This window comes from Nostoc sp. CENA543, assembly GCF_002896875.1.
Taxonomy (GTDB): domain Bacteria; phylum Cyanobacteriota; class Cyanobacteriia; order Cyanobacteriales; family Nostocaceae; genus Trichormus.
Window position 1 is genome coordinate 1,384,989 of sequence record NZ_CP023278.1, and the last position, 25,357, is coordinate 1,410,345.

The following is a 25,357-nucleotide window of genomic DNA, read 5'->3' on the forward strand; positions in this document are numbered from 1 at the left end:
GGTGCCGTACTCTCATTGCTAACACAACGGCAATATTGCAGGAGGAAAATCCACACAGCAATTTGCTTCCCCTAAATATCTACGTATTTACGTAACTGTTCAAAAAACAAATATGAATCCTATAGAATATTTTTTCACTAAATATCCTGCTTAAGAAGGCTATTTTTTAGCATTACTTATAATCTATTGTTAATGGTTAATATCTCAATTTGCTATAATAAATAAATATTGATAATTCATCTTTTCATGAGTCTAAAGAAGTAAAAATAATTTTAGTAATTATGACTTTGGAATAATTTAAAATATCTGGCTTTCTTTAATAATAAAAACATAGGTGATGAAACACCTATATTAAGTAAGTGAGGTAAAAATTTCATGTCGCAGCAAATTGCTTTATCTGACTTAATGTCGGATCTATCCACAGACGAACAACAGCTGCTAGCTGGTGGACAATTCCTTAGCGATAGTAGAGAAGATGGTGACGGATCATCTGACGATGATGAAGGTACTACTCGTCTCTACAGAATTAGCAGCACCGCGCTTGTGAGAGTTCGTAAAATCCGTTAATCATCTCAGTTTGTGGTGAGAGGAGAGACTGATAAAACTGCTGCTCATTTAATGTGGCAAGTTTTAAAAGTCTGATATCTTTTCTAAGTTAGTTCAATTAACTACTTAGAAATCACAAAGCTAGATATTATCATTCTAATATCTAGCTTTCTTACCAGTCGCAACTTAATTCACACCTTGGACTTCTAAAACATATTTATCATGCACCCATGAAATAAAACTATTTCATGGGTGCTTACATATTTTAAATCTGCATATATATATCCAATAATTATTTATATATATGCAGATTTTTGTTGATTTTAATTATAGAAATTTTAACAAAAATGCTAATTTCAAATATTAAAAACACAACATCTATAGATAGAATTAACTACTATTTTTTTTATAACTAAAGATTAGTTTATTACAAAAGAAATATCTCTATAACAGAGATATAGGTGATACACACCTATGTAACGTAAGTGAGGAAAAAACTATGTTGAGTCAAACAATTGCATCTGATTTATTGACTGATCTGTCCACAGATGAACAACAAATTTTAGGTGGTGGATATGGACGCTACAGCAAAGGCTGTGGTTGTAATGGCGGAAGTGGTGTTGGTAGCACTGAAGAGTCAACTCCAGCACCAGTATCTTTTAGAGGGGGACGTTTAGCAATCGGCTTCATCATCACAGCAACACCATTTTCTAAGTGTTTAAATGGATATTCTGGCACTAATGGAGGCTCCGGTACTAACGGAGGTGGTGTAGGTTCTGGTGGTGAAGACTAATTAAATCCTGATCACTTGCTCAAATTCGACTTTGAGCAAGTTGAGACAATATTTTCAGCTTTTACTAGAGACATTGCTATGCAATGTCTCTAGTAATTTTGTGAGGTATCGATTTTTTCTGCTGCTAACATATTGGAACGTTCCCAAATCCAGTCTTGTATAATTGGGTTGACTAATTCGGGTGCTTCATCTTGGGGGCAATGTCCTACGCCTTCTAGGGGGATAAATTTAAGGACTTGGGGATAATTAGCTAGTTCTCGACCTAAATCTATAGGTTCCCACGGGTCAGCAGTTCCCCACAAGATGATTGCTGGACAAGGTAGTTGTGGTAAAAGGTCTTCTGGTAGAGGCCCTGTAGAATAGGATGTAAATGCTAAAAATACGGCGACTGCACCAGGATCTTTGGCTGGCGCGGTGAGAATATCGACTAATTCATCTGTTACAATTTCGGCGTTAGCATAAGCCTGCAATAAGATTTTGCGGACTGTCTTTGGTCGTGCAACTTGATCAAAAAAGAATTTGCCTATAGGTTTAATAGCTAATATACGTTGTAGTATGGGCGCGCCAACGCGACGCGACCAAGGTAAAGTGGCTCGCTTGCGATCGTGCAGTAATCTTAAAGAACAATTAATTAAGGTGACTCCTAATGCTATGTCTGGGTAACTGACGGCTGCTTGCATGACGACAATACAGCCAATGGAATTTCCCACTAGGAAAGCTGCTTCACCTATGACTTCACGACAAAAATCAGCTATTTGCTCTCCCCATGTTTCTAGTGTGTAAGTCATTTCGGTGTCTGGTTGAGGTTTAGCTGAAGTGCCAAACCCAATTAAATCTATGGCATAAACACGACAATTCGCTGCTAATACGGGGATATTTTTTCGCCAATGCAACCATGAAGCACCAAAGCCGTGGACTAGAACCACAGCCGGGCCATGATTTCCTTGAGTTTGATAGCAAATGGGAAAGCCTCGCCACATCCAGGTTTTTGGGGAGTCAAGGCTGATTATTGAATTAGTCATCAGAAATTATAAATACTAAAAAATTTATTTATTATGGATGCAATATAATTTTAAACTTTTGTAAAATTTTATCAAGCATTTCTGTCTAGGAATACCTACATAGGGGTGTTGCCTATAGAGACATCTGCTTTAAATAGGTTGAGATGAATTTCAATCATCAAATCAGATTCCCATGTGAATTAAAAGTGTTGAGATTCTAGCTCATTGTTGATAAATAATGAGCAAAGATTTGATAAAGAACATTCTAGGCAGACCAAATTAAATTCAGTAGTTTTACAAGTTGCGTATCCACAATCTGCCTATAAGATAGATTGATTATTAAGCATCTGCTAATAAGTAGTTTGCACATCCAACATGGTGCAAACTTAATTTAAATTTTTATCGCTAGTACCTTTCAGCGAAAGACAATGACTAGAGTTGAAACAATTGGTACTCCTGTTGGTGACTATGCACCCGATTTTGAATTGCCTGGCATTGACAATCAAGTACATCATTTGAGCCGTTATTTAGATAATTTTGGTGTAGTAGGTGTTGTTTCTATACGCCACCACTGCCCCTATGTGAATTTATACATTAATAGATTAAAGGAAATTCAGAAAGAGTTTGCTACAGCCGGATTTGTGTTAATTGCCATTAATGGCAGTGATAATACTGGACTTCCTGGCCATAATTTAGAAAGTATGAGAGATTTTGCCCAGAGACACCAGTTAAATTTTCCTTACCTGTGGGATTCAACCCAAGATGTTAGTCGGAGTTTCGGCACGATCGCCACACCAATGGCCTTTGTGATAGATAGTCATGGTATATTGCGATATAGAGGACAGATTGACAATCACCCTCAAAAACCGTTAGCCAAGAGTGAAGACTATCTCAGAGATGCGATCGCAGCTTTGTTGCAGGGGAAAGAAATACTTATACCTGAAACAGAACCAGTCGGCACCCCAATAATCTGGCGTATCTAGACATAGATAGTCACACTACTGCTATCTTAAATTGGAGGCAATTGCAACTTTTTTGATAAAGCGTGACTTCATGGGAACGAATTACCGACGGGTTTTACTTAAACTGAGCGGTGAAGCCTTAATGGGCAACATGGGCTATGGGATTGATCCAGAAGTGGTCAAGGAGATAGCCCAAGAAATAGCAGAGGTGATAGCCACAGGCGTTCAGATAGCCATCGTCGTAGGTGGCGGCAATATCTTTCGCGGCGTAAAAGCAGCCTCGGCAGGAATGGACAGAGCCACCGCCGATTATATTGGGATGATTGCCACAGTCATGAATGCCATGACACTGCAAGATTCACTAGAACGAATAGGAGTGCAGACGCGAGTCCAAACCGCGATCGCCATGCAAGAACTAGCAGAACCATATATTCGTCGTCGCGCCATCCGTCATCTTGAAAAAGGTCGGGTGGTTATTTTTGGTGCGGGTTCTGGCAACCCATTTTTTACTACAGATACTACAGCAGCATTACGAGCCGCAGAAATTGATGCAGAAGTCATCTTCAAAGCTACTAAAGTAGATGGTATCTATGATGCTGACCCGGAAATTTATCCTAATGCAAAACGTTACACTACTCTGACTTACGCTCATGTTTTAGCGAACGATTTGCGGGTGATGGATAGTACCGCGATCGCTTTGTGTAAAGAAAACAATATCCCCATTTTAGTTTTTGACCTAACAGTGCGCGGTAATATTCGCCGTGCAGTTTTAGGAGAATCTATCGGTACCCTTGTGGGAGGTTCGTGTGAAATTAGCTGACGCTGAAAGTAAAATGCAAAAAACCGTTGAAGCGACTCAACAAGCCTTCAACACCATTCGCACTGGTCGTGCCAATGCCAGTCTACTAGATAAAGTCCAAGTAGATTATTACGGTTCACCTACACCGTTAAAATCTCTGGCTAATATCAGTACCCCAGATGCTACAACTATCTTGATTCAGCCCTACGATAAAAGCAGCTTAAACATAGTCGAGAAGGCAATTTCCCTCTCGGATGTGGGTTTAACACCCAGTAACGATGGGTCTGTGATTCGGTTAAATATACCACCTCTAACCAGCGATCGCCGGAAAGAACTAGCCAAAATTGCAGCTAAATACGCTGAGGAAGGTCGCGTAGGGATTCGTAACATCCGCCGAGATGCTATAGACTCCATCCGCAAACAAGAGAAAGCTTCAGAAATTTCTGAGGATGAATCCAAAGACCTACAAGATAAACTGCAAAAACTGACCAATCAGTACACCACCCGAATTGACCAGTTGCTAGCAGATAAAGAAAAAGACATCAGCACTGTTTAAGTAGGAAATAGAGAATAGCGTTTTCTGTCATTGATAACAGGGGAAAAGCAAGGAGTAAAGTCATTTGCTTTTCCCCTTTAAATTATGTGATAGCAGTAGATTCTGAAATTTAAGTAATCATATCAGTTTCAAAATTTCCTAAGTAACGGCTACCCTGGCTTTATCGAATTCACGAAGTAAGGAAACATGGCTAAAAAAGGTAGTTACGGAGAGTATATCTGTGGCCATTGTGGTGCTACAGACATGAAGGTAATCAGGTATGTTGATAAAGGCTATGGCACTATACGTATCGTTTTGAACTGTAATAAATGTAGAAATGAAGATTACTTTGACAGCACAGGCAATTAACCTCAAGGAATTTAAATTTTTCTAACTGAATTTCTCACTGGAATGAGAGATGCAGACAGGGGCGGGATATATTCCGCCCATATATCTCTGGTGGTGCTGATAGATGCAAATGGATTTTGCTAGCGTGGTGAAATAGGAGCTAGCTAGGCACACAGAGGTATGATATGGCTCATTTAAATCTTCGTCGCTCCCAAAATGTCAACGGCAATTTTTACGTTGATACTACTTGTATTGATTGTGATACCTGTCGCTGGATGACTCCTGAAGTATTTTATCGAGTTGATGAACAATCAGCAGTACATCATCAGCCAACCACAGAAACAGAAAGATTAGCTGCACTGCAAGCTCTTTTAGCTTGTCCCACTAGCTCTATTGGTACAGTAGAAAAGCCGCAAGATATCAAAATTGCTCAACAAAGTTTTCCGCTTTTAGTAGCAGAAAATGTTTATCACTGTGGCTATCATTCCGAAAAATCCTATGGTGCTGCTAGCTATTTTATTCAACGACCAGAAGGCAATATATTGGTAGATTCTCCCCGATTTACACCACCTTTAGTCAAAAATATAGAAGCAATGGGGGGAATTCGTTATTTGTATCTTAGTCATAAAGATGATGTGGCAGATCATCAAAAATTTGCTGCACATTTCCAGTGCGATCGCATTCTCCATGTTGATGATATTACTACGGGTACTCGTGATGTGGAAATGCAACTGACAATTGCAGAACCATTTGCACTTGCACCAGATTTGTTAATTATTCCTGTTCCTGGTCACACCAAGGGACACACAGTTTTACTGTATAAAAATCGGTTTCTGTTCACTGGCGATCATCTAGCTTGGTCAGAAAATCGCCATCAGTTAGCAGCATTTCGTGATTATTGCTGGTATTCGTGGTCAGAACAAATTAAATCAATGCAAAAATTGGCCAATTATAGCTTTGAGTGGGTTTTACCAGGACACGGGCGGCGATTTCATGCTGATGTTAAAACTATGCAACAGCAAATGCACAAGTGTATTGAGTTGATGGAGAGTTTGTAATCAGTGCTTTAAGGGACTTCCAGAAAATAAATTATTCAATTTCTGAAAGAGAATATTTTGATTTTTCCCCCTGCTTCCTGCTCCCCTGCCCACCACAGCGATTGTATATTTTTTTAGTTGGAAGTCCCTAAGCCCAGTATTCGGGTTGAATTAATTCATTGGCGATCGCTATTAAACTAGGAAAGTCAATCCGACTCCAGAGTATCCAGAATCTAACTTGGGCGCGATGACGTTGCCTATCTGTGGAATTGGTGATGCGCCATAGGTTAATAACTAGGGACAACCAAGGGTAGGTGCGGCGAATCAACCACCAAAACAACTTACAGAACATACTAAAACTTAGGCAAAAGCAAATTCGCCAGCTTTCACTGGTTGCACATTCAGTTCTTTACGCCATACCTCCACAGGTTTTTCCCACGCTGCTTCCCATTTTTGAGCAATCAACGGTTTGGCATTTTTGCCCATTTCCCATCCGCGTGCGATCGCCCTCAAAAGAGGTGAAAGTGTTTGTGGTTCTAGCACGGTAGCAGCAATCAAGGCATTGGCAATCAGCAAACTGGCTAAAGGTAATTGGAACTGCGCCAGATAAAAGGCTTGTAAGCCAATTTCCCCGATGCCGGTGACTTCAAATCCGGTGATGATATGCCAAATATCATGGGTTTGCTGCCAACGATGTTCTACGTAACTGGTATCAGAATTAATCTCGATGTTTAAATTTATGACTTCAAAAGCAAATGCTTTCATCGTGCTGGCGTAGGTATATCCCAAAGAGTCTGGAGGATATTGCAGTAAAACTGTTAAATCATGACGAGGCGCAATGTAGCGTTCTTGGATGATGTTTGCGACTTCTGGCGTGGCTTTCATGGAGGCAACTGCTAATTGAAAGGAACGACTATCAACCAGACTATTGCTCAATTCCCAGACAGGTTCTAGATTGCCGCTTTCGTCAAACAGCAGAGTTACAAAGGCTTTGATGCCTTTGATTGTCCGTACCAGAGATGAAAAGTTAATGCCAGTAGGTTGATTGACGATAGATTGCATAATGTGACCTCTTGGGCAATAAAATATGAACAGTGTTCACCTTTAAATATATGAACACTGTTCATATTTTGTCAATTATTATCTGTTAAATTTTCAGTATGAGACGACAACCCAAACAGACACGTAGCCAAGAAAGAGTACATCACATCTTGGATGTAGCAGAACAGTTATTTATTGAATTGGGATATGAGCAAACCACCACAAGAGCGATCGCCACTCGTGCTGGTGTCCCTGTCGGGTCGTTGTATCAGTTTTTTCCCGACAAAGAAGCGATAGTGCGATCGCTAGCTAATCGGTATTTTGAGCAGGAATATCAGCTATTTGTGCAACTTCATGCAGAACTAGCAGCAGTTGAAATTGCCACCTATGTAGATCGAATGGTGGAGGCGTTTGAGGAGTTTGCCCAGACACATCCGGGTTATCGTGCCGTGCTAGCTCAATTAATTGACCTGATGACGGCTGCGGACGCTAGTAACTTCAATCAATATGACCAGCAAATACTCACAGAACTGGCTCATTTCCTGTCACAGCGTAATCCTGGACTCGATTCCATGCGTTGCCAACTGATAGCAACAACCGTGATTAAAGTCGCCAATGAACTGCTATGGCTATCCTTTACCCGTGAGCAACCACAGCGACAACAACTAGTAGCAGAAACCAAAATCTTACTGACCGCTTATTTACAAACCTATCGAATTTAAGTCAATGCTAATTGCTAGTGAAATAATTAATCAAATAGCTAAAGTGCAGTTACAGCAAAAATTGGTGTCAATTTATACTATTTTAATTTCTTTTAGTCGATATACTCATGATTAGGTTCTACCTGGGAAATGTGAAGTGGCTTTGCCACTTCTTTTTATGGGTGCAATTGCCGGATGGAGAAAAGTAAAAAGTCGGAATACAAAACTTTTTACTTTCTACCTTTATTTAGTCATTAGTCATGGTATCACGCCATTTTTCCTGATGATCTTTCATTTCGGCTTCAGGCGATCGCGCTAATAACCAAGTTTTCCATCTTAAAGGTTTTTGTCTCTCCACATGATGAATTAACTGCATAATAGATACATCTGCTTTGAGGGGAGTTCTCAAATCAAAATTAATTGTTTGCAAAATTTTCGCATCATCTTTGATAAAGTGCTGAATAAAAATATTAGTCAACCACAGCACAAAGCGATTCACCAACCAACCGATAAACCCAGGACGTTTTTTAGTTAAAAAGACAGATTGGATCTGTGATTTTCCATCATCAAGCATCCGCATTGTAAACATGATATATAAATGCAGCATATCCGGCCCGACAGTTACAGTAAAAGTGCTGCCATACCAATAGGAAATACTATAAACATTATTCTTGTATATAGGACGCAGTAATTTAAATAATTTACTATCTTTATTACTACGTCTTTGTTTGGTAAAAACAATAGCATTTTGATTGAGTTCCTGTTTTTCAAAAGTAATATCTAACTGTAGATTATGTACAGCATAAAAGTGCTGTAGATCAATGGAATTAATCATGACAACATGAGGGTGACAGTTCATTAAAAAACGAGAACCTACAACACTTTCACACTCATGAAACTCTAACTCTGGAACAAAGGGTAGAGGTTGTCTAGGATTTTCGCCAGTCCAAATCCAAATTAATCCATATTTCTCCGCCGTCGGCCAGGTTTTTAACTTCAGGGGTAGAGGTTCTTCTAAACAGGGAATTTCTACACAAATTCCTTGATTATTAAAACTCCAGTGATGAAAAGCACAGCGTAAATTATTGCCTTCAACTTTGCCTTCTGCTAAGTCAGCACCCATGTGTGGACAGTAGGCATCCACAATTACTACTTGCTCATCTTCACCACGATAAATAACTATTTTTCTTCCTAAAATTGTCATAGGTTTTACTTCACCTACAAGCAAATTTTTAGAGGGTATTACCCAATACCACCCTTCAATGAAACGTTCGGGATTATTGAAATTTTTTGGTTTACGAATTGGTTGAGGAGACTGAAAGTTAACATCCATTTTTAAAGTTTCACTGATAAGTGAAGCGGTTGACCTACAAATAACACGAAGATTTGATGAAAACAGTTATTTTGAGTACGTCAGATCAATTTTGGATGCTAGTATTTTGGGTTTAAAACCTTAATTATTATGCAATACAGTTCAGTTATGGGTAATAGGTAACAGTAAAAGATAATAAAGATGCGCTGAATTGTATAGCAGTCCTATCTGATTTGTGAGAACTCGCGTTGTCTAGATACCCGGCTTCTTTGATAAGTCGGGGATCTTGTGTCTCATGAATATCAAAAGTTTACTGACGAAAAAATAATCCCGATTTCACAAAGTCATCGGGATTTTAAAATTTGGTATAATTTGCTATGAAGTAAATTAGTTAGCAGGATAGCCAGCTGCTGCTAACGCATCTTTGATAGCTGTTTCTGAAGCTTGTGATTCCACATTAACTAGTTTTGTTTGAGGATCAGCATCAACTATCGCCTCAGCATCAACGCTTTTGACTGCATTAGTAATCTTGCTTGCACAAACCGAACAAGACATATTGGGGACTGTGAGTTGAATTGTCATAGATTTACGGAAATTCAGTAGTCTGCGCTTTTATCATATCTAGGGAATAGATAAGACTAAAGCTCAAATGGCAACATAATCAGAGCAGAAATTTAGTTTATCTCAATTTGCCCTTTCCTGGTGGACAGGCTATAGCAACTACCAATTGTTCACACCATAGCTTGATTCATTAAAATCGCTCTGGCTGAAAAATCACCACAAATAGATAAATGCAAAGACTTAAGGTGACTATTCCTAAAGTAGCGATCGCGTAAGATGCTGTTCGTGATAGCTGGATGGTGGTTGCAGCTTGTACTTCTGATGCTAGCAACACATCCACACACAGTAATACAAACAAAGATACAGGAAATCTGTAACGTTTAATACGCAAAAAATTAAATAATTCTAAAAGATTTGGACTACTCATCAATTATATTATCCTGATTCAGTTACGCTCATCCTATCGTCATGATGGGAATTTTAACTATTATCAGCTACTAACAGCAAATAACATCGGTGTTTTGATTGATTTCTATACTAATATTCAGATTAGTGTAGTGCTTTCAGGCAATTGTCAAATTCTACACAGGTTAAATATTTACAGAGTTGCTCACTATATTTTCAGTATTTCTTACCAGAAAATCACTGTCAGACGACAATTTATGAAATTTAATTTTATTTACATAAATATAGATAAAATGTTGAGATTTTTATCTATTCTCTGCCATTTAATCCCTAAAGTGTCACTTAAAAATTATCGCATCAGTTGTTAAACTACCTCGATAGAAGCTTAACGATTAACACGAGAATTTCCATGAGTGAGATTTCCCTGTTCTTTTTAATTTCTAATTTTATGAAATTGGAGATAATCATGCGACGCTTTATTTTACCCATACTCATTTACATGGTAATTGCTGATATATTAGTATCAAAATCCGCTATGGCTACTCCCAAAGTATATCCTGTCAATCATGAACAGAATTCTGTAACTGTTGGCGGTTTTTTTGATGATGTTCAAAAAGGTATAGAAGACTTAAATAATACAATTAGAGGTGTGAGAAATACTGTCAATGAAGTTAATCAACTACAAAATGACATCAATGGTAAAAATACTCAAAACACACCGAATAATCAGAATAATACGATAAATCCTACTCCAGAAACAGAAAAAACACCATCCACACAACAGCCACATCAACACCATAATTCCCAACCTAGTCAACCAGAGTCATCAAATAATAACTCTGGTAGATAATTGATAAAGAATTGTATTAGGCAGAGAACAAATATTCCTGCACTTCATATACTGGATAGTATTCCTAAAACCATTAGCACAAGGAGGTGCGGAAATGGTTCACACTTACGAGGTATTGGTAGATATTAAAGAATTTGCTGATATAACTAATAGTATCTGCCAACTTGGAACATCCAGATTTGAAATCATGGCAGAGTCAAAACAAAATGCAGATACTATGGCTAGAAGCCAAGCTAGAAAAGAACATCCTAACGGTACAGAATATGATGTCAGAGTCACCAGACTACTGAGATAACACTCTTACGATTGTAAAATTTTTGCTCACTTTCAAGAGGGCTGTATAGCAGTATTTTTCAGAAGTCAAGTTCAGATTAATCTTAGTTAGCATCGGTAAAATCTTCACTTCTAAGCAAAATACCGTTAATACAGCCTCTTAAAAACTGATAGTTTTTGCTTAACATTTCGTAATTAATAGAAGTATTCTGCAAAATTAACTCAACTATTTGTTAAATTGTCGTTTTGATAACTTGCATATCTTCTTTGTTACTATAGGAATTCGACTTGATTATTGAAATTATTTGCGTAGGTAGGGAATAGGGAACAGGGAACAGGGAAAGAATTAATAGAGGTGTACTGAGTTTTTTATCCAAATCAAATATGATTCCTATATTGACTAATGTACGGGCGGGTTTAACCAAAATATAGGAATCTTCGCAGCGTTAGCGACGCAGGAGCGTCACCTGAAGGGGAACAGGGAACAGGGAACAGTTAAGAAGGAATAAAAGTGTACCTAACTTCGCACAAATCAAATACGAGTCCTATATCTGTTTTCTAATGTGAATATCCCACAGAACCCGCCCTGACTGACTAATGACTAATGACTAACGACTATTGACTATTGACTATTGACTATTGACTATTGACTCCTCCACTTTACCAATCAAAACATAACTGCGGTTCGTGGGTAATATTGATATATCCTGGTTGATTTTTCACTCGTTTTAGCCAAGCTAGAATTGCCGGAAACTGTGTTAAATCAAACCCTCCTTCATTAGCAACATGAGTATAAGCAAATAAAGCTATGTCAGCAATTGTGTAGCGTTCGTCTACAAAATAATTATGTTGACGTAAATGATTTTCCATCACTTTCAAGGCTGCATAACCTGGTTCACGCTTTTGTTCTAGTGCGGTGCGATATTCTTGTGCTTTTCCTAAAATAGATATCCAAAATCTTGATGTCGCAATATATGGTTCATGGCTATATTGTTCAAAAAATAACCATTGCATGACTTGCGCTTTTAAATAGCGATCGTAAGGCAGAAATTCTGTGTTTTCGCTAAGGTATAATAATATAGCATTCGATTCAGCTAAATATTTTTCTGGGGCAAGCTCTAATACAGGAACTTTACCGTTAGGATTTTTACTTAAGAATTCTGCTGTACGGCTTTCTCCCTTTAATATATTAACCTCAACTCTCTCAAATAGTATACCCATTTGAGTTAGTAAAAGGCGCACTTTATAGCAATTACCTGAAAGTAAAAAATCGTACAAACGCAATGTTTCCATATACAAAATATGAGAGATAATACGTGGTTAATTTAGGGTCTAAAATACAATACCTTACAAAATCATTACTAATAAACAGGATATTTTGGAATTTTCCTACCTTTATTTACGAGAACATTAATTATCTGAATAAATAAAAACCATATTCTTTAAATTTGATATTTAAGTGTTTTATTTGATGCAATCATTAATCAAAATTATGTGTGGCAGATTCACTTTAACCCAGTCGGCGCAAGCTTTAGCCGAATTTTTTCAAATACAAGAAGTTCCAAATCTGACGGTGCAATATAACATTGCTCCTACGCAAATGGTGACGACAGTGCTATATAATCCGACTGACAACAAACGACAATTACAGCATTTGCGTTGGGGTTTAATTCCCTCTTGGGCTAAAGACCCTAGCATCGGGGCAAAGTTAATTAACGCTAGGGCTGAGACTGTAGCAGAGAAACCCTCTTTTCGTTCCGCCTTCAAAAAGCGTCGTTGTTTAGTGGTAGCTGATGGCTTTTATGAATGGCAAAAACAGCAACGCACAAAACAGCCATTTTATTTTCGTCTCCGAGACGGAAAACCCTTTGCTTTTGCTGGTTTGTGGGAAAAATGGATTTCCCCTGATCAAGAAGAAGTGATCTCTTGTACAATTTTGACAACGACAGCCAACGAGTTATTGCAATCTATCCATGATCGAATGCCGGTGATTATTGACCCCCAAGATTACGATACATGGCTAAATCCTGAAATCCAAACACCACAAGACCTACAGCCTTTATTATCTCCCTACTCAGCCGTAGCCATGACCGCCTACCCAGTTAGCAAATTGGTTAACAGTGCAAAAAACAACACTCCAGAATGTATCATCCCAACCGACGAACAGAATCAACTCCCAAATCAGTTAAATTAACTAATGAGGGACTGGGTATTAGGGACTGGGGAATGGGAAATAATTCACTGCCCCCCCAATCTTCGATTCCTGATTCCCAGCCCCTGATCCCCGATCCCCAATAACAGTATGCCAAGAACGCAAAAAAACGATAACTTTATTGATAAATCTTTTACAGTCATGGCAGATATTATCCTCAAGATACTGCCAGCTAACAAAAAAGCCAAAGAAGCATTTGTGTATTATCGAGACGGGATGTCCGCCCAGGCAGAGGGTGAGTACGCTGAAGCCCTAGAATACTATGAGGAAGCCCTATCTTTAGAGGAAGATCCCAACGATCGCGGTTTTATTCTCTACAATATGGGTTTAATCTACGCCAGTAATGGTGATCATGATAAAGCTTTAGAACTGTATCACCAAGCGATCGAACTCAATCCCCGCTTACCCCAAGCTTTAAATAATATTGCGGTAATTTACCACTATAAGGGTGAAAAAGCCAAAGAAGCTGGAGATAATGACGGCGGCGAAGCACTTTTTGACCAAGCCGCCGATTATTGGGTAAGAGCAATTCGTATGGCTCCCAATAACTACATTGAAGCCCAAAACTGGCTCAAAACCACCGGCAGAATGCAAATTGATGTGTTCTTTTAGTTATTAGTCATTAGTCATTAGTCATTAGTCCATAGTTCAAAGGGTTGACTATGGACTAATGTATAAACCCATTATTTTTTATTATTGGTGACAATTTTAGCTAGCATTGAGCCTGTTAAATCCAGCAATTGATCTAAGAAAAAACCGATGATACCTATATAAAATATAGCCTCAGTTATATAGTTAATGTTGACAGATTTATAGCTTTCCCAAGCCAAATTACCAAGTCCTTTTTGCTGAATTAGCATTTCTTGAGCAATTACTGTAAACCATGCTACCCAAAGTCCAACTTTTAGTGCATGAAAGAGGTGAAAAATAGCTACCCGAAAGTTCTTGTCTTGTCTATGAAAATGTCGCATCCCGATAGCTGTATTGATGACAATTGTCCAGAAGGTAGCAATCAAAGTGACTATCACGACTGCTGATTCTTTCTCCTGTAATATTACTAAGACAAGAGGTAGTAAGGCGATAGGGGGGATACTGTGGGGGATTTGCACTATGGGTCTAAGTATCTGATAGATTGTGCCGTTAACCCCAATTACATAACCAAGGAAACTGCCTGCAATAGCAGCAGGGATGTAGCCTACAAATAATCTTTGTAGACTATACAAAACATCTAAAAATATGCTTCTATCCATGCCTCAGTTCTAATCTGAAACTGCAAAAAATACTGCGGCAATTACAACAATTAAAATTTTTGCAACGACAAATTTGACACTCTGGCTAGTTTCATCTTACCAGAGATGTAAATTTTAAGATAAAAAATCAATAAATGCTTTAATATCGCAATAATTTGCTATTACGTACTGTCAAATCAAGCTTAATTGCTTGATGAATTGAATGTCAATGAACCCATATTTTAGGGATTGAAAATTATAAAGGGTAGGTTGAAAACCCCGGAGTAACAGCAACGTAGTTGCGTATTACGTGCTTCAGACCGGGGATGAAAACAACTTAAAAGGCTTTAGCCTTCAGTGACGTTTGGTTTTTTAGGTTCTGGCAAAGAATCTATCCACTCATCAACAAGACTACTGATAGTTTTATCTAACTGAGCAGCTAATAACGTTAGTTTATGATACCTGCGGTCAGTTAGCCTCACGTTTAATCTTTTCGTCTTCATTTGTCTCCCATTGGCTACCTGTTCAGGATATCATAACTAAAGACGAAGCAATTAAAGGGGGTGATTAAGTAGTGCTGGTGTTAGAGTACAAAATCAAAGGTACAAAGTCGCAGTATCAATCCATAGACGAAGCTATTAGAACTACGCAGTTCATTAGAAATAAAGCTATTCGTTACTGGATGGATGCACCAAAAGAAGCGCTCATGAATAAAGTCGCTCTTAATAACTACTCAACAGCACTACGCAAAGAGTTTAAATTTGTAGAAGAACTTAACTCAATGGCTTGTCAATCTGCAACCGAAAGAGCATGGTCAGCTATTGATAGATTTTACGGTAATTGCAAATCTAAAGTTCAAGGCAAGAAAGGATATCCGCGTTTTCAGAGAGACAATCGTTCTGTTGAATATAAGACTTCTGGATGGTCACTACATCCCACTAAACGACGTATTACCTTCACTGATAAAAAAGGCATAGGTGAAGTTAAGTTACTCGGTAAGTGGGATATTCACACTTACCCAGTTAAGTCAATTAAGCGGGTTCGGTTAGTCAGAAAAGCAGATGGGTACTATTGTCAGTTTGCAATTAAAACTGAACCATTGAGTGAATCCAGAATTGCTGATGGTGAGATTGGTTTAGATGTTGGTTTGGAATATTTCTACTCTGATTCCGATGGATATCATGAACCCAATCCCAGGTTCTTAAGGAAAGCAGAAACATCAATTAAACACGCTCAACGTCAGATTTACAAAAAGGAGAAAGGTAAAAACAAACGACGAAAAGCTAGGCAGAAATATGCTCGGAAGCACTTAAAAGTAAGTAGACAACGGAGTGAACACGCTAAGAGAATAGCGCGTAACGTATGCAAGGTTAACGCCTTAGTCGTCTACGAAGATTTAAGGGTGAATAACATGGTGAAAAATCACTGTCTTGCTAAATCAATTAATGATGTTAGCTGGGGCTTGTTCCGTCGTTGGTTAGAATATTTTGCAATCAAGTTTCAGACAAAACTTGTTGCTGTCAATCCTAGAATGATACCATTTCACGAAAAATCTGATACAGATGTAAACCCTAAAATCCTTGCTACATCTAAGTTTTTTAATTGCGAATTGCGAATTGCGAATTGCGAATTGTGAATTGGTATGACATCTCAAAAATGTAGTGATTGTGGTGCAATAGTCAAAAAATCTCTTTCAACTCGTACCCATAAATGTAGTTGTGGATGTGAGCTACAAAGAGATGTGAATGCTGCAAAAAATATTCTGAATCGCGCCATCGCTAGGGATGGGCAGTCCCAAAGTAACGCTACTGGACTAGCAACCTCTACTCTACTTGGGGAAACCCTGGTTGAGCAAGTAGCTAGGGTGAAGGTAGAATCCCCTCGGCTTTAGCCAGGGGAGTGTCAATCAACTCCTAAGTATTAAAATATTGTGAGCATTGGTATTTTGTTGGGGAAATGTACAGATTATTTTCCTAAATTGCGCTTCATCTGTTCTAATTCATCTTCAGTTTCCCAACGGCGGAACTTTTCTTCTAAGTCATCAAAACTACTGCTAGAGGTGCTAGGTTGATTCCACCAACCACCTGTTTCTATACGCTGTTGGGTTTGGGCTTTAGCGCGTGCTGTTTGGGCTTCGGCGGCTTTGGTTTTGACTTCCTGTCGTCGCACCTGGATTTTATGTAAAAGTTCTTGGGATTGGGCGATGCGTTCTTTTAGCCCTTGCATATGTCCCCAAAGCTGATTGCCTTCACGCAGTAGGGCGGCTTCTCTGTCTTGGGCGGCGGCGGCTAAATCTTGTCTACCACCGTTTTTGGCTTTTTGGACACGGATGTGCCAACGTTGAATTTCTTGGGCGGTGGAGAGAATATCTTCTTGCGATCGCTTCTCTTGTAATTGTAAATCTGCAATTAACTTTAATGTATCTTCCTCTTGCTGCCGCAGCTGTTCTAACAACGCTTCTAATTCCAAATGCGGATTATTACGCAAGAATTCCTCTAAACGGTTTTCCAGAAACCGACTAAAATCATCAAATAAGCCCACTGTCAGAACTCCAGAGTTGGGGATGTGATGATTTTATTGTAGATTTATCTTCACAACTTGGCATGATTCCTAATAGGATTAACAAACAATCCATGAGTAAAACTAATCTCCAGGATAATCAGCCACAGTCTTTAGAATTACGAGTAAGGTCTGGGGCTAACATCTGAAGGATGTTGGCGTTATTCAGCCGCCGGTGTACCTGATGATGTCATGTGCCGTACTAGTTGTCAAAATGTCTGAGGTGATGATTGGTGTTGTCCAACTCCTAGATTACGAGTGTATGTCCGGTTTCCTTAGTCTCCACAACCCCCAGCCATCTTTCCGTTTTAAGCTACGTTAAAGTTGTTATTTTTTGTGACTGGTAGTTGAAAATTTATGACTCAAATGAAATGGTACAACGAACCTCCCACCTGGAATCAACGAGTAGAATCTATTTCTGTAAATGCAGGAGCGAAAACCGATTTCTGGCAAAAGACTCACTATAATTTCATCCGTGATAATGGCAACTTTTACTATCAGGAAGTCAAGGGAAATTTTACAGTTGAGGTCAAAATTATCGGAGATTATCAGACTTTATATGACCAAGCCGGATTGATGATTCGGGAAAACGAAAATACTTGGCTCAAATGCGGGATTGAGTATGTTGAAGGTGTGCAGAATGTCAGTGCTGTAGTCACCAGAGATTATTCAGATTGGTCGGTAGTCCCTTTTTCAAAACAATTAGTTGCTTTATGGTTGCGGGTACAGCGTCGCTCAGAAACAGTCGAAGTGCAATACTCTCTAGATTCTGAAAATTATCAAATGCTGCGACTGGCATATCTTACCCATGCTGAAACATTACAAGTGGGAATAATGTGTGCTTCCCACAGGGAGAAGGTTTTTCAGTTGTTTTTGAAAATTTCAAAATTACTCAACCATAGCAGCATTACCAAGTACAGGAGTTCATAAAGTACAAGTGTCCAGTGTTCAGTCGAATGCTGGAGGTGAATATACTCTGGCGATCGCTCTCGTTCTACTGGTATTGGTTGAGGACGATATCTCTGCACATGGCAGAGAAATTGGTGTTCACAGTAGTTTAGGTCAAGGCAGTGACTCAAACAAGCCTATCTAGCCGTGTAAAAACCAGGTGAGTCCCAAAAGGTATAGATGTGATTCTTTAGGATGAATTGGGCAATCTAAAGTATAACTTCCTACGTCTAAAGATAGACTCGATTTTTCCTGGTATGAAATCTTTGGCCATCAATGACTCCTACCGACCAGCATCTAGGGTAAAAAAGCGGTCTTTACGCAGTGTTATGGTGCGGTTGATTCTCGGCGGTACGATTATTTTCGTCAGTATATCTGCTTACTGTAGTTATTCAGCAGCTCGTAAGCTAGCACTAGCAGACATCCGCAAGAATGCTTTTTTAGAAGTGCAAACAGGAGTTGATCAAATAGAGACGTGGTTAAAGGTTCGTAAGACGGAGGTAGAAACTTTAGCCAACACATCAAATGTGCGTTCTTTAAATTGGTCTGTAGCAGAACCTTATTTACAGACAGAGGTGAAACGAACCCACGAATTTTTCTTTTTCCAAATAGTTACCCCAGACGGTTCATTTTCTAATACTAAAGTTGGTCGGTCAACCAAAAATATTAAGGATAGAGAATTTTTTCAAAAAGCAATGGCGGGACAGAGTAATATTTCTGACCCCTTTATCAGCCGTTCTACGGGAATTCCGTTAATTGCGATCGCGACTCCGATTTGGTCAAGTCCTCAAAATCCCCATTCTCCAATCGGTGTATTTCACGGTAACGTGACAGTTGATCACATGGCAGAGATTGTCAACTCCCTACATTACGGCAAAAATAGCTATGCTTTTGCTCTCAATTCCCAAGGAGAGGCAATTGTCCACCCTGACGCAGCACTAATGTCAACTGTAGAAAAGCCTGCACCTAGTCTACTGCGTAATTCCAACTTGCAGGCGATCGCCAAAAAAATGGTCAAGAAAAAGCAGGGAATTCAATTAATGGAAATTGACGGCACCAAAAAATATGTTGCCTATCTACCATTAAAAACTGCTAATTGGTCTGTTGCTTTGGTGATTCCCCGCGAAAATATTGAATCTCGCCTGCAATTTTTGGATTTGATTGCTGTGATTATTGGGGGTTTGACTATCACCATGATTACCGTCTTGTGGCGAGTACAAGCTTTTGAACAGGCGCAACTGAAAAAGTCTAAAGAAGCGGCTGATTTAGCTAATCATGCCAAAAGCGAATTTTTAGCCAACATGAGTCATGAACTGAGAACACCTCTAAATGGCATTTTGGGTTGCGCGCAAATTTTGCTACGTTCCGCCGACTTACGAGAACAAGAGCAATATCATGTCAACATTATTGAACAATGCGGCTCTCATTTGTTGACTTTAATTAATGACATTTTGGATCTCTCAAAAATTGAAGCGAAAAAACTAGAAATTTGTCCTGAAGATGTGCATTTTCCGTCTTTTACTCAAGGAATTGCCGAAATTTGTCAAATTCGAGCCAACCAAAAAGGGATTGCATTTAGCTATGAAACCGCCAGTGATTTACCTACGGGAGTGCATATTGATGCCAAACGACTACGACAAGTCTTGTTAAATCTACTGGGAAATGCCATTAAATTTACAGACAAGGGCGAAGTCACCTTTAAAATTGCCACGATTGAGCAATCCCCCAGTCAAGGACAAATCAAATACCGCCTCCGCTACACTGTAGAAGATACAGGTATCGGCATGACAGACGCAGAATTGAGCAGAATTTTCTTACCTTTTGAACAGGTAGGACAAAAGAAGCGGCAAACCGAAGGTACTGGACTTGGTTTAGCAATTACTCGTCAGTTGGTGCAGATGATGGGAAGTGATATCCAAGTCACCAGTCAGGTGGGACAAGGTAGCACTTTTTCGTTTGAGTTGGAAATGCTGGCAACCAGTGAATGGTTAGAATCAGCGATGACGGTATCAGCCGGAAAAATAGTTGGTTTTGAAGGTAGTCCTAAGACAATTTTAGTCGTAGACGATCGCTGGGAAAATCGTACAGTCTTAACTGATATCCTGCAACCATTAGGTTTTCAGGTGGTGACAGCAGTCAATGGTCAAGATGCACTAGAAAAAGCCGACTCAATACTACCAGATTTAATCATCACAGATTTAATTATGCCGGAAATGGACGGTTTTGCCTTAATTCAAAATCTGCGACAAAACCCAAATTTTCACAATCTTAAAATTATTGTTTCTTCGGCGAGTGTCTTTGATTCTGACCAAAATCGCAGCCTAGCAGTAGGCGGTGACGATTTTCTCGGTAAACCCATACAGATAGATGAATTACTACGTCAATTAGAGCGTCATTTAAGTTTAGTCTGGATTTATCAACCATCCCAGTCTGAAGCAGTTCTAGATTTAGTCACACCGCAGAAAAATCCCTCAGCACAATTAATTCCACCCCACCCAGAAGTCTTACAAGAACTAATAATGTTAGCCAAAAGGGGTAACTTTAACGCCATTATCAAGTGTGCAGAGCAACTAGAAACAGCAGATCCCAACTTTGCAGATTTCGCTCAACAACTCAAGCAACTAGCCAGACAATTTGACGAAGATGCAATCCTTAACTTTTTGACGAAATATCAGGTGGAAATAGCATGAGAGCGACTGTGAATAACCCCAATTATTTTAGCGATCGCGCACCGATTAAAGGCATAGTTTTAATAGTTGATGATAATCCTCATAATTTACAAGTTTTATCAAGTTTTTTAGATGAATCTAGTTTTGAAGTTTGGGCAGCACGTAGCGGTGAAAAAGCCCTACAAAGATTAGAACATGATTTATTACCAGACTTAATTTTATTAGATGTGATGATGCCTGGTATGGACGGTTTTGAAACTTGTCAACACCTCAAAAGTGACCCACGTTTTTGGGATATTCCCGTCATATTTATGACTGCACTTTCAGAAACAGCCGACAAAGTTAAAGGTTTTCAACTAGGAGCAGTAGACTACATTACTAAACCTTTTCAACATGAAGAAGTTTTAGTCAGAATTGAACATCAATTAAAATTGAGATATCTGACATCACGCTTAATTGCCAAAAACGAAGAACTACAAAAAACCCAAACCCAACTCATTCAAACCGAAAAAATTGCGAGTTTAGGTCAAATGGCAGCCGGTATTGCCCATGAAGTAAATAATCCCATCAATTTTATCGCAGGCAACTTAAATTTTGTCCAACAATATGTACAAGATTTAACAGATTTACTCAAACTTTATCAAAAGTATTTGCCCAATCCCCCACAGGAAATTCAGACTGTGATTCAAACAAATGACTTCAGCTATATCTTAGATGATTTATATAATGTTATTCAATCAATGAAATTAGGTACAGAACGCGTTACCGAAATTGTCTCCTCATTAAACAAATTTTCCCGCAATCGTGAAACAGGTAAAAAATTAGCTAATCTCCATGAAGCCTTAGAAAGTACACTACTAATTCTTGGACATCGACTTAAAGCTAACCCCCAACGTCCAGCTATTGAAGTTATTAAAGAGTATGGAGATTTGCCATTAATTGATTGCTATCTTGGGGAAATTAGCCAAGTTTTTATGAATCTAATTACTAATGCTATTGATGCTATTGAAGAGTCACAAAAAAATCAGAACTACCATGAAATACTCCAACATCCTGGGCAGATTATTCTCAAAACAGAGGTAATAGCAGAGCGAGTCATCTGCCGAATTTCTGACAATGGCACAGGAATTAGTGATGAAGTAAAAAATCAAATATTTAATGCTTTTTATACTACTAAGCCCATCGGTAAAGGTACTGGTTTAGGTTTATCAATAGCTCACCAAATTATAGTTGTGAATCATAACGGCAAAATCTTATGTAATTCTCAACCAGGATCAGGACTAGAATTTATCATTGAATTACCTATAAATTAATATATTCGACATAGATAAAGGCTTGTAGTAATAACTAAAGTTATTACTACAAGCCTTTATCTTAGTGTTTTTACATGACTTAATATAGTTTGGTTTTTGCAAATCGTTCTACTTAAGGACTTCCAGAAAATAAATTATCCAATTTCCGAGAGAGAATATTTTGATTTTTCCCCCTGCCCTCTGCCCCCTGCACTCCTGCTAATCAAAGCGATTGTATATTTTTTTAGTTGGAAGTCCCATTAAAGCGGTGTTACCCAATAGCTAATTCCCTTTTCTACTTTATTGACTAACCCTAAATTGACTAAATCTGATTCAGTTAAACCTAAGTAAGTCCAGTGGGGTACATCATTAACCACAGTTTGAAACCAGCCATATTCATTGAGTGTCTTTCTTTGTTGCTGATTAGATATTCGCAAATCAATTGCTAATCCCCACAGATGTTGCGATGCGCCTGGAGGTGCGACGGTACTGAGAATGGCTGTTTCTTGTCCTTGTTTGACTTTATCTAAGGTATGTTGGTTAGCATATTTATGCCAGAATCTTAAATTAGTAGCAAAAGTGCGAGTACAATCACCAGAACCGTATCCAGATTTTAAAGGAATATTTTGTTGAGAACGGGCTTGATTTAAAGCTGTGGCGGCTATTGCTTGGAGGTAACAATCATTTGTTCCCTCGATTTTCACCATTGTTAAATTATTTTGAAATGTTTGGGTTTCTTGCTCGTTATTGAGCAGCACATTTGATGGTAATTTGACAGTTGTTAATTGATTAATAAAAACTGCTCCGTAGGCTTTGAGCAGGATATATTCATAACTTCCCGGCTGGGGAATGTTAGATAAATGACTGGCGATCGCGCTTAAAAACCTTTCTTTATCAGTCTGTGGAATGTTAAAGTTAGGTGTGGGTGAAATTGGTACTGAACCATTAGGAACACAGGATGGAGAATTAACTGTGTTACACGCATTGGACGTTTGTACATTGGGTTGATGAAGATTAATCCTGGTGATAGCCACGACTATACAAATTACCAATATAGATATAAAAATATAAATTGCTTTTTTGATAATTAATCTCATGGGGATAAGTTAGTTTGTCAGGTTGCCTTTCACCATATTACAAAATTATATAAATGTTGATTTTAAACTTCACTTTCATATTCATCAAAAATGTGTAATTATTTCGAGTCTGATGAATTAACACATCTTCAAATCTCCAGACACATATACATCAATACAATCACTGAATTAAGTTAACATTAGTAGTAATTCTCAATTTGCTCACCCTGTACGTATGACCATGCACAAGTCCGTTGAATTTCAAGACGCTTTTGATGTCATCGTCGTCGGTGCAGGTCACTCCGGTTGCGAAGCAGCCCTTGCTACTGCCCGCCTCGGTTGTCGTACCCTGCTGTTGACATTAAATTTAGATAAAATCGCTTGGCAACCCTGTAACCCGGCTGTGGGTGGCCCTGCTAAATCTCAATTGACCCATGAAGTTGATGCTTTGGGTGGGGAAATTGGCAAAATGGCAGACCGCACATATCTACAAAAGCGCATCCTCAACTCTTCACGAGGCCCGGCGGTATGGGCATTACGCGCCCAAACTGACAAGCGGGAATATGCCGCCGTTATGAAAAATATTGTAGAAAACCAAGAAAATTTGAGCATCCGCGAAGGGATGGTAACAGACTTGGTTTTGGGTGCAAATGATGAAGTCATTGGAGTAGAAACTTACTTTGGTGTGGCTTTTGAATGTAAAGCCGTAATTTTAACTACAGGCACATTTCTCGGCGGCAAAATTTGGGTAGGCAATAAGTCAATGGCGGCGGGACGCGCCGGAGAATTTGCGGCGGAAGGTTTGACCCAAACTTTGAATCGTCTGGGATTTGAAACTGGTAGACTCAAAACTGGGACACCTGCACGGGTAGACAGGCGTTCAGTAGACTACAGCAAAATGGAACTCCAGCCGGGAGATGCGGAAGTCCGGTGGTTTAGTTTTGACCCCCAAGTGTGGGTAGAACGGGAACAAATGCCTTGTCATATGACCCGCACCACCGCCGAAACCCATCGCTTAATTCAGGAAAACTTACATTTATCTCCGGTTTACGGTGGTTGGGTGGAAGCGAAAGGGCCGCGTTACTGTCCCAGCATTGAAGATAAGATTGTCCGCTTTGCCGATAAGGAAAGTCACCAAATCTTTATTGAACCGGAAGGACGAGATATCCCCGAACTCTACATCCAAGGGTTTTCTACAGGGTTGCCGGAAAATTTGCAACTGCAAATGTTACGTAGTCTCCCTGGGTTAGAAAACTGTGTGATGTTACGTCCAGCCTATGCGGTGGAATATGATTATTTACCTGCGACACAGTGTTATCCCACAATGATGACGAAAAAAATTGCGGGGTTATTCTGTGCGGGACAGATTAACGGTACAACAGGCTATGAAGAAGCCGCAGCCCAAGGCATTGTGGCGGGAATCAACGCGGCGCGGTTGGTGCGTGGTCAAGAAATGATTATTTTCCCCCGTGAGCAAAGTTACCTGGGGACATTATTAGATGACTTGTGTACTAAAGATTTGCGCGAACCTTACCGGATGTTGACTAGTCGTTCTGAGTATAGGTTATTACTACGTTCTGATAATGCTGACCAACGGTTGACACCTTTGGGGAGGGAAATTGGCTTAATTGACGATCGCCGTTGGGAATTGTTCACCAACAAGCAAGCCCAGATTGCCGCCGAAAAAGAACGGTTGTATGCTACTAGAGTCAAAGAACATGAGGAAATTGGGAAAGCGATCGCCTCTGATACCCAACAAGCCATCAAAGGTTCTATTACCCTAGCCGATTTGCTGCGTCGTCCGGGATTTCACTATGTAGACTTAGATAAATACGGACTTGGTAATTCTACCCTCACCCAAGCGGAACGAGAAGGGGCAGAAATTGACATTAAATATTCTGGCTATTTAGCAAGACAGCAAAGCCAAATCGAACAAATTGCCCGTCAAGCTAATCGCCCATTACCAGCAGATTTAGACTACACAAAAATTGACACTCTGTCTAAAGAAGCACGGGAAAAACTCTCCCAAGTCAAACCCCTCACCATTGGTCAAGCCGCCCGCATTGGTGGTGTGAATCCGGCTGATGTCAACGCTTTATTAATTTTTTTAGAATTGCGTCAATCTCAACCACAATCAGGGGTTGCGGCTTTGTCTTAACTTCATCTTTATGAAGGGTGAGTATATTAGAAGTGGGATGGGTATGATAG

The 25,357-nt window shown here is 39.3% G+C and carries 28 protein-coding genes and 1 pseudogene; 18 read left to right on the forward strand and 11 right to left on the reverse strand.

Going from position 1 to position 25,357, the window contains the following annotated elements; translation table 11 throughout:
* Positions 1 to 375: 375 nt before the first annotated feature.
* Both CLI64_RS05785 and CLI64_RS05790 read left to right on the forward strand, forming a co-directional pair.
* Positions 376 to 567 (forward strand): hypothetical protein, encoded by a 192-nt coding sequence (locus CLI64_RS05785; RefSeq protein WP_103136325.1) that lies wholly within the window; start codon positions 376 to 378, stop codon positions 565 to 567.
* Positions 568 to 1,045: 478 nt separating this feature from the next.
* Positions 1,046 to 1,339, forward strand: a complete 294-nt coding sequence (locus CLI64_RS05790) for a hypothetical protein (RefSeq protein WP_103136326.1) — start codon at positions 1,046 to 1,048, stop codon at positions 1,337 to 1,339.
* Positions 1,340 to 1,428: 89 nt separating this feature from the next.
* On the opposite strand, the gene CLI64_RS05795 is transcribed toward CLI64_RS05790, so the two are convergent.
* Positions 1,429 to 2,361, reverse strand: coding sequence for an alpha/beta fold hydrolase (locus CLI64_RS05795; protein ID WP_103136327.1), 933 nt, complete (start codon positions 2,359 to 2,361; stop codon positions 1,429 to 1,431).
* 407 nt (positions 2,362 to 2,768) lie between these two features.
* On the opposite strand from CLI64_RS05795, the gene CLI64_RS05800 reads away from it, so the two are divergent.
* The 4 genes from CLI64_RS05800 to CLI64_RS05815 all read left to right on the forward strand — a co-directional run bounded on the left by CLI64_RS05800 (position 2,769) and on the right by CLI64_RS05815 (position 6,042).
* On the forward strand, positions 2,769 to 3,323 hold the full coding sequence (locus CLI64_RS05800; protein WP_103136328.1) for a thioredoxin family protein: 555 nt from the start codon (positions 2,769 to 2,771) through the stop codon (positions 3,321 to 3,323).
* Positions 3,324 to 3,393: 70 nt separating this feature from the next.
* On the forward strand, positions 3,394 to 4,122 hold the full coding sequence (pyrH, locus tag CLI64_RS05805; RefSeq protein ID WP_103136329.1) for a UMP kinase: 729 nt from the start codon (positions 3,394 to 3,396) through the stop codon (positions 4,120 to 4,122).
* Positions 4,109 to 4,657, forward strand: coding sequence for a ribosome recycling factor (gene frr / locus CLI64_RS05810; protein WP_103136330.1), 549 nt, complete (start codon positions 4,109 to 4,111; stop codon positions 4,655 to 4,657). The genes pyrH and frr overlap by 14 nt, the downstream gene beginning before the upstream one ends.
* A 512-nt stretch (positions 4,658 to 5,169) precedes the next feature.
* Positions 5,170 to 6,042, forward strand: a complete 873-nt coding sequence (locus tag CLI64_RS05815; RefSeq protein WP_103136331.1) for an MBL fold metallo-hydrolase — start codon at positions 5,170 to 5,172, stop codon at positions 6,040 to 6,042.
* 127 nt (positions 6,043 to 6,169) lie between these two features.
* Here the strand turns inward: CLI64_RS05815 and CLI64_RS05820 are convergent, their stop codons facing one another.
* Positions 6,170 to 6,373: a hypothetical protein gene (locus tag CLI64_RS05820; RefSeq protein WP_103136332.1), complete on the reverse strand. Its 204-nt coding sequence runs from the start codon at positions 6,371 to 6,373 to the stop codon at positions 6,170 to 6,172.
* Between the two features lie 8 nt (positions 6,374 to 6,381).
* The gene (locus CLI64_RS05825; RefSeq protein WP_103136333.1) at positions 6,382 to 7,083 is read right to left on the reverse strand and encodes a Coq4 family protein; all 702 of its coding nucleotides are present in this window, start codon (positions 7,081 to 7,083) and stop codon (positions 6,382 to 6,384) included.
* Between the two features lie 98 nt (positions 7,084 to 7,181).
* Between CLI64_RS05825 and CLI64_RS05830 the strand changes: the two genes are divergently transcribed.
* Positions 7,182 to 7,784 carry a TetR/AcrR family transcriptional regulator gene (locus CLI64_RS05830; protein ID WP_103136334.1) on the forward strand — a complete coding sequence of 201 codons (603 nt, stop codon included), beginning with the start codon at positions 7,182 to 7,184 and terminating at the stop codon, positions 7,782 to 7,784.
* A gap of 226 nt (positions 7,785 to 8,010) precedes the next feature.
* On the opposite strand, the gene CLI64_RS05835 is transcribed toward CLI64_RS05830, so the two are convergent.
* From CLI64_RS05835 to kdpF, 3 genes are all read right to left on the reverse strand, one after another.
* The gene (locus CLI64_RS05835; RefSeq protein WP_103136335.1) at positions 8,011 to 9,096 is read right to left on the reverse strand and encodes an aromatic ring-hydroxylating dioxygenase subunit alpha; all 1,086 of its coding nucleotides are present in this window, start codon (positions 9,094 to 9,096) and stop codon (positions 8,011 to 8,013) included.
* Positions 9,097 to 9,462: 366 nt separating this feature from the next.
* The gene (locus CLI64_RS05840) at positions 9,463 to 9,657 is read right to left on the reverse strand and encodes a heavy-metal-associated domain-containing protein (protein WP_103136336.1); all 195 of its coding nucleotides are present in this window, start codon (positions 9,655 to 9,657) and stop codon (positions 9,463 to 9,465) included.
* A gap of 169 nt (positions 9,658 to 9,826) precedes the next feature.
* Positions 9,827 to 10,063 carry a K(+)-transporting ATPase subunit F gene (gene kdpF, locus CLI64_RS05845; RefSeq protein WP_103136337.1) on the reverse strand — a complete coding sequence of 79 codons (237 nt, stop codon included), beginning with the start codon at positions 10,061 to 10,063 and terminating at the stop codon, positions 9,827 to 9,829.
* A 444-nt stretch (positions 10,064 to 10,507) separates the two neighbouring features.
* Here kdpF and CLI64_RS05850 point away from each other — a divergent pair, with 444 nt between their 5' ends.
* Both CLI64_RS05850 and CLI64_RS05855 read left to right on the forward strand, forming a co-directional pair.
* Positions 10,508 to 10,891 (forward strand): hypothetical protein, encoded by a 384-nt coding sequence (locus CLI64_RS05850; RefSeq protein ID WP_157943199.1) that lies wholly within the window; start codon positions 10,508 to 10,510, stop codon positions 10,889 to 10,891.
* A gap of 94 nt (positions 10,892 to 10,985) precedes the next feature.
* A complete protein-coding gene (locus CLI64_RS05855) occupies positions 10,986 to 11,186 on the forward strand; it encodes a hypothetical protein (protein ID WP_103136339.1) in 201 nt (66 codons plus the stop codon).
* 638 nt (positions 11,187 to 11,824) lie between these two features.
* On the opposite strand, the gene CLI64_RS05860 is transcribed toward CLI64_RS05855, so the two are convergent.
* Positions 11,825 to 12,457, reverse strand: coding sequence for a glutathione S-transferase family protein (locus CLI64_RS05860; protein WP_103136340.1), 633 nt, complete (start codon positions 12,455 to 12,457; stop codon positions 11,825 to 11,827).
* Between the two features lie 199 nt (positions 12,458 to 12,656).
* Between CLI64_RS05860 and CLI64_RS05865 the strand changes: the two genes are divergently transcribed.
* Together CLI64_RS05865 and CLI64_RS05870 are read left to right on the forward strand one after the other, a co-directional pair.
* Positions 12,657 to 13,358 (forward strand): SOS response-associated peptidase, encoded by a 702-nt coding sequence (locus CLI64_RS05865; protein ID WP_103140610.1) that lies wholly within the window; start codon positions 12,657 to 12,659, stop codon positions 13,356 to 13,358.
* A 108-nt stretch (positions 13,359 to 13,466) separates the two neighbouring features.
* The gene (locus CLI64_RS05870; RefSeq protein WP_103136341.1) at positions 13,467 to 13,988 is read left to right on the forward strand and encodes a photosystem I assembly protein Ycf3; all 522 of its coding nucleotides are present in this window, start codon (positions 13,467 to 13,469) and stop codon (positions 13,986 to 13,988) included.
* A 71-nt stretch (positions 13,989 to 14,059) separates the two neighbouring features.
* Here CLI64_RS05870 and CLI64_RS05875 read toward each other — a convergent pair whose 3' ends face one another.
* Both CLI64_RS05875 and CLI64_RS31170 read right to left on the reverse strand, forming a co-directional pair.
* Complete coding sequence (locus tag CLI64_RS05875; RefSeq protein ID WP_103136342.1) at positions 14,060 to 14,626, reverse strand: nitrate transporter; 567 nt, start codon at positions 14,624 to 14,626, stop codon at positions 14,060 to 14,062.
* A gap of 326 nt (positions 14,627 to 14,952) precedes the next feature.
* Positions 14,953 to 15,108, reverse strand: a complete 156-nt coding sequence (locus CLI64_RS31170; RefSeq protein ID WP_192881556.1) for a hypothetical protein — start codon at positions 15,106 to 15,108, stop codon at positions 14,953 to 14,955.
* A gap of 71 nt (positions 15,109 to 15,179) precedes the next feature.
* Between CLI64_RS31170 and CLI64_RS05880 the strand changes: the two genes are divergently transcribed.
* Together CLI64_RS05880 and CLI64_RS32130 are read left to right on the forward strand one after the other, a co-directional pair.
* Complete coding sequence (locus CLI64_RS05880; protein WP_374703958.1) at positions 15,180 to 16,241, forward strand: RNA-guided endonuclease InsQ/TnpB family protein; 1,062 nt, start codon at positions 15,180 to 15,182, stop codon at positions 16,239 to 16,241.
* 6 nt (positions 16,242 to 16,247) lie between these two features.
* A pseudogene (locus tag CLI64_RS32130) lies at positions 16,248 to 16,496 on the forward strand (zinc ribbon domain-containing protein); the annotation flags it as partial.
* A 74-nt stretch (positions 16,497 to 16,570) separates the two neighbouring features.
* On the opposite strand, the gene CLI64_RS05885 reads toward CLI64_RS32130, so the two are convergent.
* Positions 16,571 to 17,146, reverse strand: coding sequence for a TIGR04376 family protein (locus CLI64_RS05885; protein WP_103136343.1), 576 nt, complete (start codon positions 17,144 to 17,146; stop codon positions 16,571 to 16,573).
* A 375-nt stretch (positions 17,147 to 17,521) separates the two neighbouring features.
* Between CLI64_RS05885 and CLI64_RS05890 the strand changes: the two genes are divergently transcribed.
* From CLI64_RS05890 to CLI64_RS05900, 4 genes are all read left to right on the forward strand, one after another.
* The gene (locus CLI64_RS05890; RefSeq protein WP_308418379.1) at positions 17,522 to 18,094 is read left to right on the forward strand and encodes a DUF1349 domain-containing protein; all 573 of its coding nucleotides are present in this window, start codon (positions 17,522 to 17,524) and stop codon (positions 18,092 to 18,094) included.
* A 7-nt stretch (positions 18,095 to 18,101) separates the two neighbouring features.
* On the forward strand, positions 18,102 to 18,257 hold the full coding sequence (locus tag CLI64_RS30665) for a hypothetical protein (RefSeq protein WP_157943200.1): 156 nt from the start codon (positions 18,102 to 18,104) through the stop codon (positions 18,255 to 18,257).
* A 112-nt stretch (positions 18,258 to 18,369) separates the two neighbouring features.
* The gene (locus CLI64_RS05895) at positions 18,370 to 20,802 is read left to right on the forward strand and encodes a hybrid sensor histidine kinase/response regulator (RefSeq protein ID WP_103136344.1); all 2,433 of its coding nucleotides are present in this window, start codon (positions 18,370 to 18,372) and stop codon (positions 20,800 to 20,802) included.
* Positions 20,799 to 22,094, forward strand: a complete 1,296-nt coding sequence (locus CLI64_RS05900) for a response regulator (protein WP_103136345.1) — start codon at positions 20,799 to 20,801, stop codon at positions 22,092 to 22,094. The genes CLI64_RS05895 and CLI64_RS05900 overlap by 4 nt, the downstream gene beginning before the upstream one ends.
* Before the next feature lie 239 nt (positions 22,095 to 22,333).
* Here the strand turns inward: CLI64_RS05900 and CLI64_RS05905 are convergent, their stop codons facing one another.
* The gene (locus tag CLI64_RS05905; protein ID WP_103136346.1) at positions 22,334 to 23,170 is read right to left on the reverse strand and encodes a D-alanyl-D-alanine carboxypeptidase family protein; all 837 of its coding nucleotides are present in this window, start codon (positions 23,168 to 23,170) and stop codon (positions 22,334 to 22,336) included.
* A 214-nt stretch (positions 23,171 to 23,384) separates the two neighbouring features.
* Between CLI64_RS05905 and mnmG the strand changes: the two genes are divergently transcribed.
* The gene (gene mnmG / locus CLI64_RS05910) at positions 23,385 to 25,307 is read left to right on the forward strand and encodes a tRNA uridine-5-carboxymethylaminomethyl(34) synthesis enzyme MnmG (RefSeq protein WP_103136347.1); all 1,923 of its coding nucleotides are present in this window, start codon (positions 23,385 to 23,387) and stop codon (positions 25,305 to 25,307) included.
* Positions 25,308 to 25,357 lie beyond the last annotated feature (50 nt).

Bases quoted from the DNA above. Each gene is read 5' to 3' on its own strand.
- mnmG (WP_103136347.1), top strand. From the start codon at position 23,385: ATGACCATGCACAAGTCCGTTGAATTTCAAGACGCTTTTGATGTCATC.
- kdpF (WP_103136337.1), bottom strand. From the start codon at position 10,063: ATGAGTAGTCCAAATCTTTTAGAATTATTTAATTTTTTGCGTATTAAA.
- CLI64_RS05800 (WP_103136328.1), top strand. From the start codon at position 2,769: ATGACTAGAGTTGAAACAATTGGTACTCCTGTTGGTGACTATGCACCC.
- CLI64_RS05785 (WP_103136325.1), top strand. From the start codon at position 376: ATGTCGCAGCAAATTGCTTTATCTGACTTAATGTCGGATCTATCCACA.
- CLI64_RS05835 (WP_103136335.1), bottom strand. From the start codon at position 9,096: ATGGATGTTAACTTTCAGTCTCCTCAACCAATTCGTAAACCAAAAAAT.
- CLI64_RS05820 (WP_103136332.1), bottom strand. From the start codon at position 6,373: ATGTTCTGTAAGTTGTTTTGGTGGTTGATTCGCCGCACCTACCCTTGG.
- CLI64_RS05860 (WP_103136340.1), bottom strand. From the start codon at position 12,457: ATGGAAACATTGCGTTTGTACGATTTTTTACTTTCAGGTAATTGCTAT.
- CLI64_RS05795 (WP_103136327.1), bottom strand. From the start codon at position 2,361: ATGACTAATTCAATAATCAGCCTTGACTCCCCAAAAACCTGGATGTGG.
- CLI64_RS05875 (WP_103136342.1), bottom strand. From the start codon at position 14,626: ATGGATAGAAGCATATTTTTAGATGTTTTGTATAGTCTACAAAGATTA.
- CLI64_RS05870 (WP_103136341.1), top strand. From the start codon at position 13,467: ATGCCAAGAACGCAAAAAAACGATAACTTTATTGATAAATCTTTTACA.
- CLI64_RS05890 (WP_308418379.1), top strand. From the start codon at position 17,522: ATGACTCAAATGAAATGGTACAACGAACCTCCCACCTGGAATCAACGA.
- CLI64_RS05825 (WP_103136333.1), bottom strand. From the start codon at position 7,083: ATGCAATCTATCGTCAATCAACCTACTGGCATTAACTTTTCATCTCTG.
- CLI64_RS05850 (WP_157943199.1), top strand. From the start codon at position 10,508: ATGCGACGCTTTATTTTACCCATACTCATTTACATGGTAATTGCTGAT.
- CLI64_RS05840 (WP_103136336.1), bottom strand. From the start codon at position 9,657: ATGACAATTCAACTCACAGTCCCCAATATGTCTTGTTCGGTTTGTGCA.
- pyrH (WP_103136329.1), top strand. From the start codon at position 3,394: ATGGGAACGAATTACCGACGGGTTTTACTTAAACTGAGCGGTGAAGCC.
- CLI64_RS05830 (WP_103136334.1), top strand. From the start codon at position 7,182: ATGAGACGACAACCCAAACAGACACGTAGCCAAGAAAGAGTACATCAC.
- CLI64_RS05865 (WP_103140610.1), top strand. From the start codon at position 12,657: ATGTGTGGCAGATTCACTTTAACCCAGTCGGCGCAAGCTTTAGCCGAA.
- CLI64_RS05815 (WP_103136331.1), top strand. From the start codon at position 5,170: ATGGCTCATTTAAATCTTCGTCGCTCCCAAAATGTCAACGGCAATTTT.
- CLI64_RS05900 (WP_103136345.1), top strand. From the start codon at position 20,799: ATGAGAGCGACTGTGAATAACCCCAATTATTTTAGCGATCGCGCACCG.
- CLI64_RS05855 (WP_103136339.1), top strand. From the start codon at position 10,986: ATGGTTCACACTTACGAGGTATTGGTAGATATTAAAGAATTTGCTGAT.
- CLI64_RS31170 (WP_192881556.1), bottom strand. From the start codon at position 15,108: ATGAAGACGAAAAGATTAAACGTGAGGCTAACTGACCGCAGGTATCAT.
- CLI64_RS05895 (WP_103136344.1), top strand. From the start codon at position 18,370: ATGAAATCTTTGGCCATCAATGACTCCTACCGACCAGCATCTAGGGTA.
- CLI64_RS05905 (WP_103136346.1), bottom strand. From the start codon at position 23,170: ATGAGATTAATTATCAAAAAAGCAATTTATATTTTTATATCTATATTG.
- CLI64_RS05790 (WP_103136326.1), top strand. From the start codon at position 1,046: ATGTTGAGTCAAACAATTGCATCTGATTTATTGACTGATCTGTCCACA.